13 protein-coding genes are annotated in these 14,840 nt (G+C 39.9%); 7 read left to right on the top strand and 6 right to left on the bottom strand.

Features of this window, described 5'->3' with window-relative positions:
- The first annotated feature begins 120 nt into the window (after positions 1-120).
- Positions 121-906, top strand: coding sequence for an MlaA family lipoprotein (locus tag VSAL_RS11910; protein ID WP_012550775.1), 786 nt, complete (start codon positions 121-123; stop codon positions 904-906).
- Positions 907-945: 39 nt separating this feature from the next.
- Here VSAL_RS11910 and VSAL_RS11905 read toward each other — a convergent pair whose 3' ends face one another.
- The 3 genes from VSAL_RS11905 to VSAL_RS11895 form a co-directional block, all read right to left on the bottom strand.
- Positions 946-1,554: a DUF2238 domain-containing protein gene (locus tag VSAL_RS11905; RefSeq protein ID WP_012550774.1), complete on the bottom strand. Its 609-nt coding sequence runs from the start codon at positions 1,552-1,554 to the stop codon at positions 946-948.
- A gap of 190 nt (positions 1,555-1,744) precedes the next feature.
- Entirely contained in the window at positions 1,745-3,061 is a 1,317-nt protein-coding gene (locus tag VSAL_RS11900) for an outer membrane protein transport protein (RefSeq protein WP_012550773.1), read from the bottom strand.
- Between the two features lie 655 nt (positions 3,062-3,716).
- The gene (locus VSAL_RS11895) at positions 3,717-4,964 is read right to left on the bottom strand and encodes an outer membrane protein transport protein (protein WP_012550772.1); all 1,248 of its coding nucleotides are present in this window, start codon (positions 4,962-4,964) and stop codon (positions 3,717-3,719) included.
- Between the two features lie 804 nt (positions 4,965-5,768).
- Between VSAL_RS11895 and fadI the strand changes: the two genes are divergently transcribed.
- From fadI to VSAL_RS23405, 6 genes are all read left to right on the top strand, one after another.
- On the top strand, positions 5,769-7,112 hold the full coding sequence (fadI, locus tag VSAL_RS11890) for an acetyl-CoA C-acyltransferase FadI (protein ID WP_012550771.1): 1,344 nt from the start codon (positions 5,769-5,771) through the stop codon (positions 7,110-7,112).
- The gene (gene fadJ / locus VSAL_RS11885; RefSeq protein ID WP_044583306.1) at positions 7,113-9,221 is read left to right on the top strand and encodes a fatty acid oxidation complex subunit alpha FadJ; all 2,109 of its coding nucleotides are present in this window, start codon (positions 7,113-7,115) and stop codon (positions 9,219-9,221) included.
- A gap of 230 nt (positions 9,222-9,451) precedes the next feature.
- Positions 9,452-9,766: an IS66 family insertion sequence element accessory protein TnpA gene (gene tnpA, locus VSAL_RS11880; RefSeq protein ID WP_012548925.1), complete on the top strand. Its 315-nt coding sequence runs from the start codon at positions 9,452-9,454 to the stop codon at positions 9,764-9,766.
- 94 nt (positions 9,767-9,860) lie between these two features.
- A complete protein-coding gene (gene tnpB, locus VSAL_RS11875; protein ID WP_044583305.1) occupies positions 9,861-10,109 on the top strand; it encodes an IS66 family insertion sequence element accessory protein TnpB in 249 nt (82 codons plus the stop codon).
- A 71-nt stretch (positions 10,110-10,180) separates the two neighbouring features.
- Positions 10,181-11,668: an IS66-like element ISVsa2 family transposase gene (locus VSAL_RS11870; RefSeq protein ID WP_012550770.1), complete on the top strand. Its 1,488-nt coding sequence runs from the start codon at positions 10,181-10,183 to the stop codon at positions 11,666-11,668.
- A gap of 259 nt (positions 11,669-11,927) precedes the next feature.
- The gene (locus VSAL_RS23405; RefSeq protein WP_129546060.1) at positions 11,928-12,644 is read left to right on the top strand and encodes a hypothetical protein; all 717 of its coding nucleotides are present in this window, start codon (positions 11,928-11,930) and stop codon (positions 12,642-12,644) included.
- On the opposite strand, the gene VSAL_RS11865 is transcribed toward VSAL_RS23405, so the two are convergent.
- The 3 genes from VSAL_RS11865 to tnpA (VSAL_RS11855) all read right to left on the bottom strand — a co-directional run bounded on the left by VSAL_RS11865 (position 12,562) and on the right by tnpA (VSAL_RS11855) (position 14,779).
- Positions 12,562-14,049 carry an IS66-like element ISVsa2 family transposase gene (locus VSAL_RS11865; RefSeq protein WP_012549088.1) on the bottom strand — a complete coding sequence of 496 codons (1,488 nt, stop codon included), beginning with the start codon at positions 14,047-14,049 and terminating at the stop codon, positions 12,562-12,564. The two genes, VSAL_RS23405 and VSAL_RS11865, sit on opposite strands and share 83 nt — an antisense overlap.
- Positions 14,050-14,120: 71 nt before the next feature.
- Positions 14,121-14,468, bottom strand: a complete 348-nt coding sequence (gene tnpB / locus VSAL_RS11860; protein ID WP_012548924.1) for an IS66 family insertion sequence element accessory protein TnpB — start codon at positions 14,466-14,468, stop codon at positions 14,121-14,123.
- Positions 14,465-14,779, bottom strand: a complete 315-nt coding sequence (gene tnpA, locus VSAL_RS11855; RefSeq protein WP_012548925.1) for an IS66 family insertion sequence element accessory protein TnpA — start codon at positions 14,777-14,779, stop codon at positions 14,465-14,467. Before tnpA (VSAL_RS11855) ends, tnpB (VSAL_RS11860) begins: the two co-directional genes overlap by 4 nt.
- Positions 14,780-14,840 lie beyond the last annotated feature (61 nt).

Raw genomic sequence — 14,840 nt, 5'->3', positions numbered from 1 at the left:
GAAGCATTGAGCTTCTGCCCGTTTTTTTAATGACTATAATTGTATAACTATAATAATAAATAAAGAGTACAGCCGAGCAAGTTACTCGTTCAGTTAGTCTCAGTAGGTTAAAGGTGTGTTGTGTATAAAAAAATATGTTTTTCTTGGGTGCTACTTTTTGTTATCACGGGGTGTTCTCAAACACCTGAGTCGATTGATCCTGAAATAGAAACCAATGAGGCTGTCGAAGTTGAATACGATGACTCGCATGATGGTGACCCAATTGAAGGGTTTAACCGAGTTATGTGGGATCTTAACTATAATATTTTAGACCCTTACTTAGTTCGTCCGGTATCTATTGCCTATGTTGATTATACGCCAAGCCCAATTCGAATCGGGATCGCAAATTTCTTAGCGAACTTAGATGAACCCTCAAGCATGGTAAATAATTTGATTATGGGGAATGGTGAGCAAGCAATGGTGAATTTCAATCGATTTTGGTTGAACACAACACTAGGTCTTGTTGGACTTATTGATATTGCCAGTGCTGCTGAGATTCAAAAACCAGACAGTCGCTCTTTTGGGGATGCATTAGGTTATTATGGTGTCGGTAACGGGCCTTACTTTATGTTACCTGGTTATGGTCCATGGACATTGCGTGAAGCTGGTGATTTTGTTGATGGCTTATACATGCCGTTATCGTATTTAAACTTTTGGCAAGGTTTAGGTAAATGGGGATTAGAAGGCATGGAGTCACGAGTTGGTTTAATATCTCAAGAGCCAATGCTAGAAACGTCACCCGATCCCTACGTATTAACCCGTGATGTTTATTTACAAAGACAAGATTTTAAAGCAGAAATAGAACCAGAAAGTGATAGTAATTCAGAAGAAGACTTAAATGACTTCTTAGATGAAATTGATGAATAATTGATCTGTTCAGAGTTCAGAGCAAATACTGCCTGAACTCTAGTTATTCTTTTTACGTTGAACCATCATCAATAATAAAGCGACGAGTGATCCTGAAGTGTCACATAACATGTCCTTTTGAGCATCCCAGATATCGCCTTGAGATCCTAAGAAAGCGATGCCTTCTTCTCCTCCTGCAACTGCCGCGTACCACCATTCAATAATTTCATAGCCTGCAGCAACACTCATTAATGTAAATAAACCGAATAACATGGCAAGTGGAGCAGAACATTTTTTTGTTTTAATCAAATATTCTGCAATCGGGTAAGCGTAAAAACCAATAGAGAAATGAGCGACCCGATCAAAGTTATTACGGTCAGAACCGATCAATTGATTAAACCAATCAAAGGGAACATCAGCAAACGTATATTTAGCGCCGATGGTATGAAGAATAAGCCAGATAAACATTAAGACATAGGCGGTTTTACTGAACGTAAATCGAAGGGATACGTAATAAATTCCTATTAAAATGAGTAGGGCTGGTAAGATTTCGGCAAACCAAACGGCTCGTGATGAAGGCTCAATTGCTGAGAACAATAAAACGATGAAATAAATATTGGTTAATACGAGAAAAATAGGCTGCTTTTTAAGAGTCATAGAAATCGACATGATTAATCACACCTGAATGTTTGAATAAAAGACTAAGGTAATTGTAGCGTTAATGAATTATGGGACAAGTATAGGGGCGAGGTAATGAGATCAATGAAAGAAAAATTGCACGATATAACGATTAGAATTAACCCCTCATTAGATAAGAAAAAGGCCTCATAAAAAGAGGCCTATAGAGTAATGTAATTAATTAGAAGCGGTAGTTCGCTTGAACACCTACTAACCATACGTTACCTGTCGTTTCGCCGTCGAAAGTACCACCGAATAGAGCTGCTTCATCTCCCTGATCTTCAGACATTTTTGCATCTTTTGCGAAGATGTAAGTAAAGCCAGCATCTAGAGTTAAATTGTTAGACCACGCGTAGCCTACACCAGTACTCAGCCATAAACGGTCCGTTTCAGGAATTGTCGCGGTGCGGTCTTCATCACTTACTGCTGATGTGTCATAAGCAACACCAGATCGTAGAGTTACTTTTTGGTTTAATTGATAAGTACCACCAAAGGCTAAACGGTAGTTATCTTCCCAATTCTCTTCTTTGATTAGGTCTTTGCCACCTAATGTGGGGATATTAGCTTCTAATTTTTCAAAGCTGCTCCAATCTGTCCAGTTAAAGCTCGCATGAATAGCGACTTTATCTGTTAATTGGTGATAACTTGCTAACTCGGCTGTTGCTGGTAAATCTAAAGCCATTGAACCAGCAAAGTGTTGTGTTGGGTTTTTCGGATTGAAAGCCGCCCCTTTTGCATGGCCAGCTAAATCAAGTTTTACTTCTGATTTGTAGCTAAAGCCAATACGGTTAGCATCATTGATTTGCCATGCAGTACCAACTTGCCATCCCCACGCTTCATCAGTGCCTTCCATGTATTTCAGCGTTGTTCCTGCTGGTGGTAACGGTATATTTCCAATTGGTGTTGGGATATGAGTCGGACTTTGATTTGGAATTGTTGCACCAAAACTGCCTTCAGCAATAACATAACGAACACCGCCACCAACACTGAATTGTTGGTTAATTTTGTAAGCCATATTTACGTTAATTTCTTTAGTAATGACGCTTGCTTCGTTACCAAAGTTAGTTGCTGAAAAATCAGAACCTAAGTCTGTTTCCATACCGTAGTTAGTGCCAACCGCAAAACCAATTGCTACTTGTTCATTTACTCGATGAGAAACGTATAAGTTAGGGATAAAAGCATCGTGAGCAAAATCTTCTGATTTAGTTGATGTGGTTCCAGATCTTTGAGTAGAAACACCTTCAACGTCAATATTTGGGTTTACGTAAATACCGCCAACAGAAACTTGAGTGCCTTCTAAGTACGTTAGCATTGCAACGTTACGCCATTGTGCATCAGCGCCATCTGCGATAGCGGCTTCACCTGCGTATGCGCGGCCTAAACCTGTTGCTGAATATTCAGCAAGTTGGAAGCCGGCAGCCATAGTGTGTGAGCTTGCTACTGAACCTAAAAGGCCAAGAGCCACTGCGATAGAAAGACGGTTTTTATTATTGTTCATTCTTGTTTCCATGAGCAAATTCAAATGTTCGCTGAATTTGTTGGTGATAATTAGACGTGGATAATACGAGTTAGAGTAAAAACTTCAAATAAAAAATGGTATTTTTCACATTTTAAGGGGATTTTTCTGTAAAAAGTTTCCATTTCAGATGAATTTTCTGTATTTATCTGGTCTGATGTGTTAATTGAGCGTACAGGTGTAGGTTTGAATCGTTGTTTTGGAGTACGCGTGTACGCTGAGATTTTAGTGAAGCAGGGACTAGTTTTTAGGGACTAGGGACTAGGAAGAGCAGGGTTCAGATCGCTTCGCTTGCAGGTTTCAGGGGGGGGGGCTCAAGAACTAACAGCGTTAAATCAAGTCAAATTGATATTTTATTCTACCTGTATCGCAGCAACCCCTCCCTAACCCTCCCCTTATTAAGGGGAGGGGACTGCCTATCATTTGTTGTAACCACCGCGATCACAATACTGTTCTCCCCCTTTATCTATGATCTTTTGAAATCGATAAAGTAAATAGAAGGGGGGAGTTAGAGGGGGTTGTTTGCTCTTACTCGTCCCTAGTCTCTTGAAGTGAAACGTTCTAATTACTGATTTTTAAGATCAAAAAAGGCCAGCGTGTGGCTGGCCTTTTGGATTTACACTTTTAAGAATGAATCTTAGAAGCTGTAGCTGTACTGAACACCAGCAAGAATTGCATCTGCGTGTGTAGTTGCTGTTAGTGTTGGTGTTGGAGCTGATGTTTCTGAAACATCAACATCATCACCCATTAGGTAAGTTATGCCGAAATCAACCGTATGTTTTTTAGCAAAGTGGTAGCTGAAACCACCAGAAAGCCATTGACGGTCTGAATCAGGTACAGAAATAGATGTTAGTTCATCTTGAGCTGAAGTGTCGTACATGTAACCAGCACGCAGTGTCCATGCATCATTTAGGAAGTAAGTACCACCAATTGCGTAATGCATACCATTCTGCCACTCATAGTTGTTAATATTTACGCCTTCTTTAGTATTTAGCTCGTCAAATGCACTCCAACCAATCCACTGTACTGAGTAGTGAACTGCAAATTTAGTGTCTTTGATTTCATGGTAGCCAGAAAACTCAGCCATACTTGGTAGCGGCATTAATAATTTGTGACCATCGATAGCGTTGCCACCTGCGCCATTATTCATGTACATATCACCTTCAGCTTCTATTTCAGGGCTATAGTGGTATGAGAAGCCGAAACGATTACCTTTATCTAGTTCATAAACGGCACCAAGATTCCAACCTAGACCGACGCCATCAGCTTCGACATCCAGAGCGGTTGTATTACCTGTAGGAGTTAATAAGGCTGATTCTCTTTTTAAGGTACCTGTACCTTGAACGATGTCTAAACCACCACCAAGACTAAATTGCTCGTTAATGCGGTAAGAAACTGTTAAAGCATAATTAATGCTTTTAATTTCAGTTGTACCGCCGTAAACGCTAGCTCCTGGTATCATTGAGTCTGAACCAAAATTGCTATCAAAATTATTTGTCGTGCCGAAGTTGGAATAGATACCTGCACCAAATGCCCATTGGTCATTTAAACGGTGGATGTAATAGATATTTGGAACCGCCGTACCACTACTGTTGTTTGTATCTGAAATGTTTTGTCCAGCATAACCAATATCAGTCACATCAATATCTGTTTTGATGTAGTTAACACCAGTAGAAAACTGTGATGAATCAAAAAGAGCCATTGCAGCGGCGTTACGTGACATTACTGATGCGTTATCAGCGATTACAGCATCACCAGCAAATGCACGGCCTAGACCTGTTGCTGATTGAGCGTTTAGTTGGAAACCAGCAGCGGTAGCCTGTTGTGTTGCAAGAGTGATGGTCGCTGCTAGAAGTGTTTTTGAAAACAGACGCTTCTTATTCATAATTATTATATTCCATATATTGTTATTTCCTTTCAATTGTTAAAACTGAAAAGAGTTTTTTAGTTGAGACTTAGATCTCGTTGCCGAGATAATAACGATCAGAGCATAGACGACAAATCCGACCACTACCAAAAAAACGTTAAAATTCGTGATCTCGTCGTGATTTGTTGATAAAAAGCACATGAAATACATAAACTAGAGTTTTAACTCTATAAAAGGTCGGTTTTTATTGAATTTAAGATGGTGTTAACCTTTTGATTTTTAATGAAATTAAATGACAGGAACTCAAATTTAGAGCTAAGGATCTAAAGATGGTTGGTTAACTCGATTTATTCATGTTATTTATTGTTTTTTCAGCGATTTATAAGCAGAATGTGACTTTTTAGTTAAACGTATGGCTGTGGCGATTGTTTTGCTGTTGAATCATTCATGAAATCAAATCGTAGTAAAAGAACATAAAATTGATCTATTTCAATAAATGAATTGAAATTCACGTTATAGTAATCCTCGTTATCTGGTTGAGTAATCAACCCGTTGAGCAAGATAACATTTCCTTTTGAAGGCTGACTTTACTTTCTCCTTATCAGGTGAAACTGATTTTACAATTGGCTACACGTTAATTGTTTTTTATTCTGACCACATCGATTGATGTGGTTTTTTTTTATCTAAATATTGCCACTCTTTATTTATTCAGCAGAATATTCCCCTATATCACATTTCTACTATAATCTACTTTTCAAAATTAACAAGTTAGTTACAATTTGAGGTCTGACCACTAATTTGATATTTTCGCAAGGAGACGCGATGTCAAACTCACAACGTTCAAGCTCATCATTATCAAGACATTATCAGCCATTAACGACACGACAAGGTGACCGTATTGCTGTGGTTTCTGGGATCCGAACTCCTTTTGCTAAGCAATCTACCGCCTTTAGTTCAACGCCTGCGGTTGATCTGGGTAAATTGGCAGTAAAAGCTTTGATGGATAAAACTGAGATCGATCCTAAATTGATTGATCAAGTTGTGTTTGGTCAGGTTGTTCAAATGCCAGAAGCCCCGAATATTGCTCGTGAAATTGTTCTTGGTACAGGAATGAATGTGGGGACGGATGCGTATAGTGTTACGCGTGCCTGTGCGACCAGCTTTCAAACAACAGCCAATGTTGTTGAAAGTATCATGGCAGGATCGATTGATATCGGAATTGCAGGCGGGGCTGATTCTTCGTCAGTACTGCCAATCGGCGTGTCAAAAAAATTGGCTTCAACCTTATTAGCATTAAGTAAAACCAAAACGGTAGGACAAAAACTGTCTTTATTACGAACGTTATCGTTAAAAGACATTGCTCCTGTACCTCCTGCCGTTGCTGAATATTCAACGGGGATCTCGATGGGGCAAACCGCAGAACAAATGGCAAAAAGTCACGGTATTACCCGAGAAGAACAAGATGCATTGGCTCACCGCTCTCATTCTTTGGCAGCAAAAGCATGGCAAGATGGGTTAATTCAAGACGAAGTGATGACTGCATTCCCTGATCCCTATAAAGAGTGGATCGATCAAGACAACAATATTCGCTATAACTCTGATCTGGCCAGTTACGCAAAATTACGTCCCGCGTTTGATAGAAAATACGGTTCAGTAACGGCAGCAAACAGTACACCATTAACCGATGGTGGAGCCGCAATTTTATTGATGAGTGAAAAGCGAGCAAAAGAATTAGGTTATGAACCGCTTGGCTATATTCGTTCATTTGCGTTTAGTGCAATGGATGTACATCACGATATGTTAATGGGTCCTTCTTACGCAACCCCAATCGCATTAGATAAAGCAGGAATTTCATTATCTGATCTTACTTTAATTGATATGCATGAAGCCTTTGCAGCGCAAACATTATCGAACGTGAAAATGTTTTCCTCAACCAAGTTTGCTAAAGAGTGTCTTGGCAGAGATAAAGCCATTGGGGAGATCGATATGGATAAATTCAATGTCCTTGGCGGTTCGTTGGCTTATGGCCACCCTTTTGCTGCAACTGGAGCGAGAATGATCATTCAAACGTTGCGAGAATTAAAGCGTAGAGGTGGTGGTTTTGGATTAAATACAGCGTGTGCTGCTGGTGGTCTAGGTGCTGCAATGGTGTTGGAGGTTGAATAAATGACAGTAGAAAACATAAATCAAAAGGCAGAAAGTAATAAAGAAACCAACAGTGCCTTTGTGTGGCATAAAGATGCCGATAATTTGGCTTGGCTGACGATAGACGTCCCCAATGAAAAAATGAATACGTTACAAGCGGCTTTCGCGGAACAAGTATCTCAAGTGCTTGATGAGATGGAAGTCCAGAAGAAAGAAATCAAAGGGTTAATTATTCAATCAGGTAAACCGGACAATTTTATTGCTGGTGCGGATATTAGTATGATTGCGGGTTGTCAAAATGAAACTGATGCAAAAGATCTCGCAGAGAAAGGTCAGCAATTATTTCAACGCATTGAAAACCTGCCTTTTACAACGGTTGCCGCGATTCACGGTCCTTGTTTAGGGGGCGGTTTAGAATTAGCCCTAGCGTGTGATTATCGAGTATGCAGTGATGACAATAAAACGAAATTAGGGCTGCCTGAAGTTCAATTAGGTTTACTGCCCGGTTCAGGAGGAACTCAGCGCTTACCTCGTTTAATTGGGTTACTACCAAGCTTGGATATTATTTTAACGGGTAAGCAGTTACGTCCTAAAAAAGCGCTTAAATTAGGCGTTGTGAATGCATCAGTACCACTGACTATTCTGTCACGCATTGCCGCAGAATTTGCGCTTAAAAAGAAAGCGAAAAAGAAAATTGATTTCAAAGAATGGGGAATGTCGAGAAACCCACTTGGGCGTAACCTTATTTTCTCTCAAGCCACAAAGCAAGCACAGAAAAAAGCTCGAGGAAATTACCCAGCAATTGATGCCATTTTAGAGAGTATTAATACAGGATTAGAGAAAGGCATTAAAAAAGGACTCCAACGTGAAGCGGAGTTGTTTGGTCAACTAGCCATGACACCAGAATCAGCGGCATTACGCTCACTTTTCTTTGCCATGACTGAAATGAAAAAAGAAAAAGGCAGTGGGGCTGAGCCAAAAAAAATCACTAAAGTTGGCGTGCTAGGTGGTGGATTAATGGGCGCGGGTATTGCTCATGTTTCTATTAATAAAGCGAATAAACACGTCACGATAAAAGACATTAACAATGATGGGTTGCTTAATGCTTACCAATACCAGTATCAGAGACTGGATAAATTAAGAAAGCGTCGTATTATTTCAAAAGCAGAACTACAGCAACAGATGTTGCAGTTAACGGGTGTGACGGATTTTTCTAAGTTTACGCAGTTAGATATTGTGGTTGAAGCCGTATTTGAAGATCTTTCTCTAAAGAAAGAAATGGTCAAAGCGGTGCAAGAACAAGGTCGAGATGATGTAATTTTTGCTACAAATACGTCTTCACTTCCGATAGGCCAAATTGCGGAAGGGGCCGATAAACCAGAGAATATTGTGGGCTTACATTATTTTAGTCCAGTAGAAAAAATGCCTTTGGTAGAAGTGATTCCTCATGCAACGACGAGTGATGAGACCATTTCTACGGTCGTATCATTAGCGAAACAACAAGGTAAAACGCCAATCGTGGTAAAAGATTGTGCAGGCTTTTATGTTAATCGAATTTTAGCGCCTTATATGAACGAAGCTGCTCGCTTATTGCTAGCGGGTGAACCAATGGACGTTATCGACGAAGCGTTACTTGATTTTGGATTCCCTGTTGGGCCAATCTCTTTACTTGATGAGGTTGGGGTGGATATTGGTGCGAAGATAATGCCGATATTAGAAGCTGAATTAGGCGATAGATTTAGAAGTCCTGATGTTTTCCAAACATTAATTGATGATAAGCGCTTAGGTAAAAAAACAAAGCGTGGTTTTTATGTTTATAAAGGAAAGAAGAAGGAACCCGATCAAGAGGTGTATACCTTGCTTGCGATAAAACCGAGCGCGAAATTAAGTAAGGAAGAAATTGCAATGCGTTGCGTGCTTCCAATGCTTGCAGAAGCACAGTGTTGTTTAGAGGAAGGGATTATCAGCTCAAAACGAGATGGCGATATTGGTGCTATCTTTGGTATCGGATTTCCTCCTTTCTTAGGTGGCCCATTTAGGTATATGGACAGTCTAGGGGAAGAAAAACTGCACAAACTCATGGCTAAATACGCAGAAAAATATGGTGATAGATTTATGCCATCGAAATAGACATTAAATGTCATTCATTCAATGGATTTTCTGAGTAATTAAAATAAAAAAGGCTGCATAATGCAGCCTTTTTTGTTTTTAGAGATGAAGATTTACCCTAATGTGATGTCTTTTGCTCTAAGTTGGAAATCATCAATTGAATCAATTTCGTAAGCGTGCGGGGAACTACACCTAACAAATAAAATTCATTATGCGTATCTTACGATCTTTCATTTAACGAGAACGTAATTATGCAAAAAGATAAAAAGAGAACACCAGAGCAATGGCACGCTCTATTTGAATCTCAGCAATCTAGCAAGCTTAGTGCCGCTGAATTTTGTCGTAACCATAATATTCTGCCAAAGACATTTAGTGCACGTAAAGCACGATGGAAACAAAAGATTAACGCTTCTACTTTCTTGAAAGTAGAAGCGTTAACATCAACTATCATCGCCACTCCACAATTGCCAGATATTCAACTTTCTATCGGAAAATTGCGATTAACATTGCCAGCTAATACTGAACCTCACTGGATAGGACTCTTATTAAAAGGGTATCAATCATGAATGTATTTACTGATGTTTCCACCATTTATCTTCATCGTGATTTTGTCGATTTTCGCAAGGCCATTAATGGCCTTGTCGTGATTGTGAGCAAGAAATGCAACTATCACCGTTTAGTGATGCTCTATTTATATTTTGCAATAAGCCTCGTGATAAACTCAAAATATTGTATTGGGATAAAACAGGATTCGCTTTATGGTACAAGCGATTAGATGAAGACCGCTTCAAATGGCCACGAAATATAAATAACGATACGTTAGCATTATCAGAGCAGCAACTGACACTGCTATTACAAGGTTTTGATATCTTAGGACATCAACCGGTACATTATCAAACAACCCTTTAAATAGTTGATTCTCAGTCAAGAATAGGAGGCAACCGATTGATTACCTGTATTATCGTTATATAGTCATCTACATGACTGATAAAATAAAACCACTTCCTGATACCATTGACGAGCTGAAAGCACTTGTGCTTCAGCTTGAAAATAAATATAACCGTCTTCTAGAGCAATTTCGGCTGGCTCAACATCAGCGCTTTGGTAAAAGCAGTGAATCTGACTCGACTCAATTTGATTTATTCAATGAAACAGAAGAAGAAATCATCATTGAAAATGATGACACACAAACGATTACCTACACTCGTCAAAAGCCAAAACGCCAACGCTTACCTGAAGACTTACCGCGTACTGTTATTATCCACGACATAAAAGATAAAACTTGTAAGTGTTGCGGTCTAGAGATGCATGCGATGGGTAAAGACATCAGTGAAAAGTTGGAATTTGTACCAGCTAAAGTGGAAGTTATTCAACATGTTCGTCCTAAATATGCTTGCCGAAATTGTGAAAAAAACAATACTTCAGTAGACATTAAACAAGCCCCAATGCCAGCGTCACCAATCCCTAAAGGGATTGCGACCGCAAGTTTACTTGCTCAAATTATTACGGCTAAATTTCAATACAGTCTTCCACTTTATCGTCAAGAAACGTTATTTCAGCAATGGGGTATCATTATTGGACGGCGAACGATGGCGGATTGGTTAATAAAATGCTCGGTACTATTTACCCCTCTTAATAACGAGTTACATCGTATTTTGCTTGAACAACCCACTCTGCATTGTGATGAAACAACGGTAAATGTGTTGGATGTTGAAAAAGCAAAATGTTATATGTGGGTCTACTGCTCTGGCTATGATTCTCCAGGCTCTGGTGTTTTGCCTGGAATTGTACTTTATGATTATCAATCTAGCAGGCATGGCTACCATCCAGTTAACTTTTTAAAAGGTTATAACGGGTATTTACATACCGATGGTTACCAAGGTTATGAACAAACTGAAGCGATTTTAGTTGGCTGTTGGGCACACGCACGTCGACGATTTATTGAGGCTCAACGTGTTCAAGTAAAAGGGAAAACAGGGAGTGCAGATTGGGTATTGATTAAAATCCAAAAGCTATACCGGATCGAATCGTTATTAAAAGAGGCTTCCCCTGAAGCCAAGTATGTTGCTAGGCAGACAGAAGCCCGCGATTTACTTAAAGAGCTCCGTGATTGGCTTGATAGCGCAGTTAGTCGAGTATCACCTAAAACAAAATTAGGTGAGGCGATTAGCTATACATTAAATCAATGGGATAAATTAGTTCGTTATATTGATGATGGATTGTTATCTATTGATAACAATCGAGCAGAGCGAGCGGTTAAACCGTTTGTTATCGGCCGGAAAAACTGGTTATTTTCGGGTTCAACGGCTGGTGCAGATTCAAGTGCAATGCTTTACAGCATTGTAGAAACAGCAAAGGCAAACGGATTAATCCCTTACGATTATATTAGGTATTGTCTAGATCGTTTATGTGTTGGATCGCCAGATATCGATTCACTTTTACCTTGGAATGTAAAAGACAAGGTGTAGTTCCCCGCACGCTTACCGTCAATCAGCTTGATAATGAATTTACTCGCTTATCTACTCGTTATGCGGCTCATGCAAAAGACATTGATCGTGTCAGCAAAAAATACAGCCGACTTAAACGCGCCATGGCACCCATCAATAAACTCAGTAGAGCCCTCTCCTTTCCCAAAATTGGGGGGCAGCACTCACCAAGGGCGTGGCCCTATTGAGTGGGTTAAGTATGGGGAGTTTGTACTCCCAAATCAATAGCACCGCCTCAGAAATGGATGCACTCTCTAAATCAGCTCAGACGCTCAAAATGCCAATTGGAGAGCTGCAAGCCATGCAATCACAAGCGGAGCATGCGGGGGTCGGCGCTGACAGTCTAACCGCCTCCATGGGCAATTTTACTAAGCGATTAGGCGTGCTACAAACCACCGGCTCAGGCGCATTAGGCTCGTTTTTAAAAGGAGGTAAAAACCCACTGTATCGAGCGCTTAAAAATGCCGAAGACACGCAAGACGCGTACGAGAAAGTACTCGACGCCTTTTCAACATTAAAAAGTAATCAAGAGCAAATGGCGTTCGCAGACGCGGTGTTTGGGGGAAGCGGCCGTAAAATGCTCATCATGCTACGTGACGGCACCAAAGGACTCACCGCCGCTCGCAAAGAATTCAATGAGACTGGCGGTGGCGTCACCGAAGAAGACGCTGGCAAGGCGGAAGCCTACAACGATGCGCTTCAAAAAGTGCAGGAAAGTATCCGCTCAATCAAATTTGCAGTACTCACGCCAATCATGGAAAAACTCACCCTCAAGTTCTCTGAATTCTCAGATAACTTCAAAGACATGGACTGGCGCAATGACATCATAAATAAAACAACTAAAGTGATAAACACACTCGTAAGCGTGCGGGGAACTACACCTTGTCTTTTACATTCCAAGGTAAAAGTGAATCGATATCTGGCGATCCAACACATAAACGATCTAGACAATACCTAATATAATCGTAAGGGATTAATCCGTTTGCCTTTGCTGTTTCTACAATGCTGTAAAGCATTGCACTTGAATCTGCACCAGCCGTTGAACCCGAAAATAACCAGTTTTTCCGGCCGATAACAAACGGTTTAACCGCTCGCTCTGCTCGATTGTTATCAATAGATAACAATCCATCATCAATATAACGAACTAATTTATCCCATTGATTTAATGTATAGCTAATCGCCTCACCTAATTTTGTTTTAGGTGATACTCGACTAACTGCGCTATCAAGCCAATCACGGAGCTCTTTAAGTAAATCGCGGGCTTCTGTCTGCCTAGCAACATACTTGGCTTCAGGGGAAGCCTCTTTTAATAACGATTCGATCCGGTATAGCTTTTGGATTTTACTCAATACCCAATCTGCACTCCCTGTTTTCCCTTTTACTTGAACACGTTGAGCCTCAATAAATCGTCGACGTGCGTGTGCCCAACAGCCAACTAACATCGCTTCAGTTTGTTCATAACCTTGGTAACCATCGGTATGTAAATACCCGTTATAACCTTTTAAAAAGTTAACTGGATGGTAGCCATGCCTGCTAGATTGATAATCATAAAGTACAATTCCAGGCAAAACACCAGAGCCTGGAGAATCATAGCCAGAGCAGTAGACCCACATATAACATTTTGCTTTTTCAACATCCAACACATTTACCGTTGTTTCATCACAATGCAGAGTGGGTTGTTCAAGCAAAATACGATGTAACTCGTTATTAAGAGGGGTAAATAGTACCGAGCATTTTATTAACCAATCCGCCATCGTTCGCCGTCCAATAATGATACCCCATTGCTGAAATAACGTTTCTTGACGATAAAGTGGAAGACTGTATTGAAATTTAGCCGTAATAATTTGAGCAAGTAAACTTGCGGTCGCAATCCCTTTAGGGATTGGTGACGCTGGCATTGGGGCTTGTTTAATGTCTACTGAAGTATTGTTTTTTTCACAATTTCGGCAAGCATATTTAGGACGAACATGTTGAATAACTTCCACTTTAGCTGGTACAAATTCCAACTTTTCACTGATGTCTTTACCCATCGCATGCATCTCTAGACCGCAACACTTACAAGTTTTATCTTTTATGTCGTGGATAATAACAGTACGCGGTAAGTCTTCAGGTAAGCGTTGGCGTTTTGGCTTTTGACGAGTGTAGGTAATCGTTTGTGTGTCATCATTTTCAATGATGATTTCTTCTTCTGTTTCATTGAATAAATCAAATTGAGTCGAGTCAGATTCACTGCTTTTACCAAAGCGCTGATGTTGAGCCAGCCGAAATTGCTCTAGAAGACGGTTATATTTATTTTCAAGCTGAAGCACAAGTGCTTTCAGCTCGTCAATGGTATCAGGAAGTGGTTTTATTTTATCAGTCATGTAGATGACTATATAACGATAATACAGGTAATCAATCGGTTGCCTCCTATTCTTGACTGAGAATCAACTATTTAAAGGGTTGTTTGATAATGTACCGGTTGATGTCCTAAGATATCAAAACCTTGTAATAGCAGTGTCAGTTGCTGCTCTGATAATGCTAACGTATCGTTATTTATATTTCGTGGCCATTTGAAGCGGTCTTCATCTAATCGCTTGTACCATAAAGCGAATCCTGTTTTATCCCAATACAATATTTTGAGTTTATCACGAGGCTTATTGCAAAATATAAATAGAGCATCACTAAACGGTGATAGCTGCATTTCTTGCTCAACAATCACGACAAGGCCATTAATGGCCTTGCGAAAATCGACAAAATCACGATGAAGATAAATGGTGGAAACATCAGTAAATACATTCATGATTGATACCCTTTTAATAAGAGTCCTATCCAGTGAGGTTCAGTATTAGCTGGCAATGTTAATCGCAATTTTCCGATAGAAAGTTGAATATCTGGTAATTGTGGAGTGGCGATGATAGTTGATGTTAACGCTTCTACTTTCAAGAAAGTAGAAGCGTTAATCTTTTGTTTCCATCGTGCTTTACGTGCACTAAATGTCTTTGGCAGAATATTATGGTTACGACAAAATTCAGCGGCACTAAGCTTGCTAGATTGCTGAGATTCAAATAGAGCGTGCCATTGCTCTGGTGTTCTCTTTTTATCTTTTTGCATAATTACGTTCTCGTTAAATGAAAGATCGTAAGATACGCATAATGAATTTTATTTGTTAGGT

It is taken from the genome of Aliivibrio salmonicida LFI1238 (assembly GCF_000196495.1).
Taxonomy (GTDB): Bacteria; Pseudomonadota; Gammaproteobacteria; order Enterobacterales; family Vibrionaceae; genus Aliivibrio; species Aliivibrio salmonicida.
The sequence above is the reverse complement of the archived record's forward strand: the minus strand, read 5'-3'. Positions and strand labels throughout refer to the sequence as shown.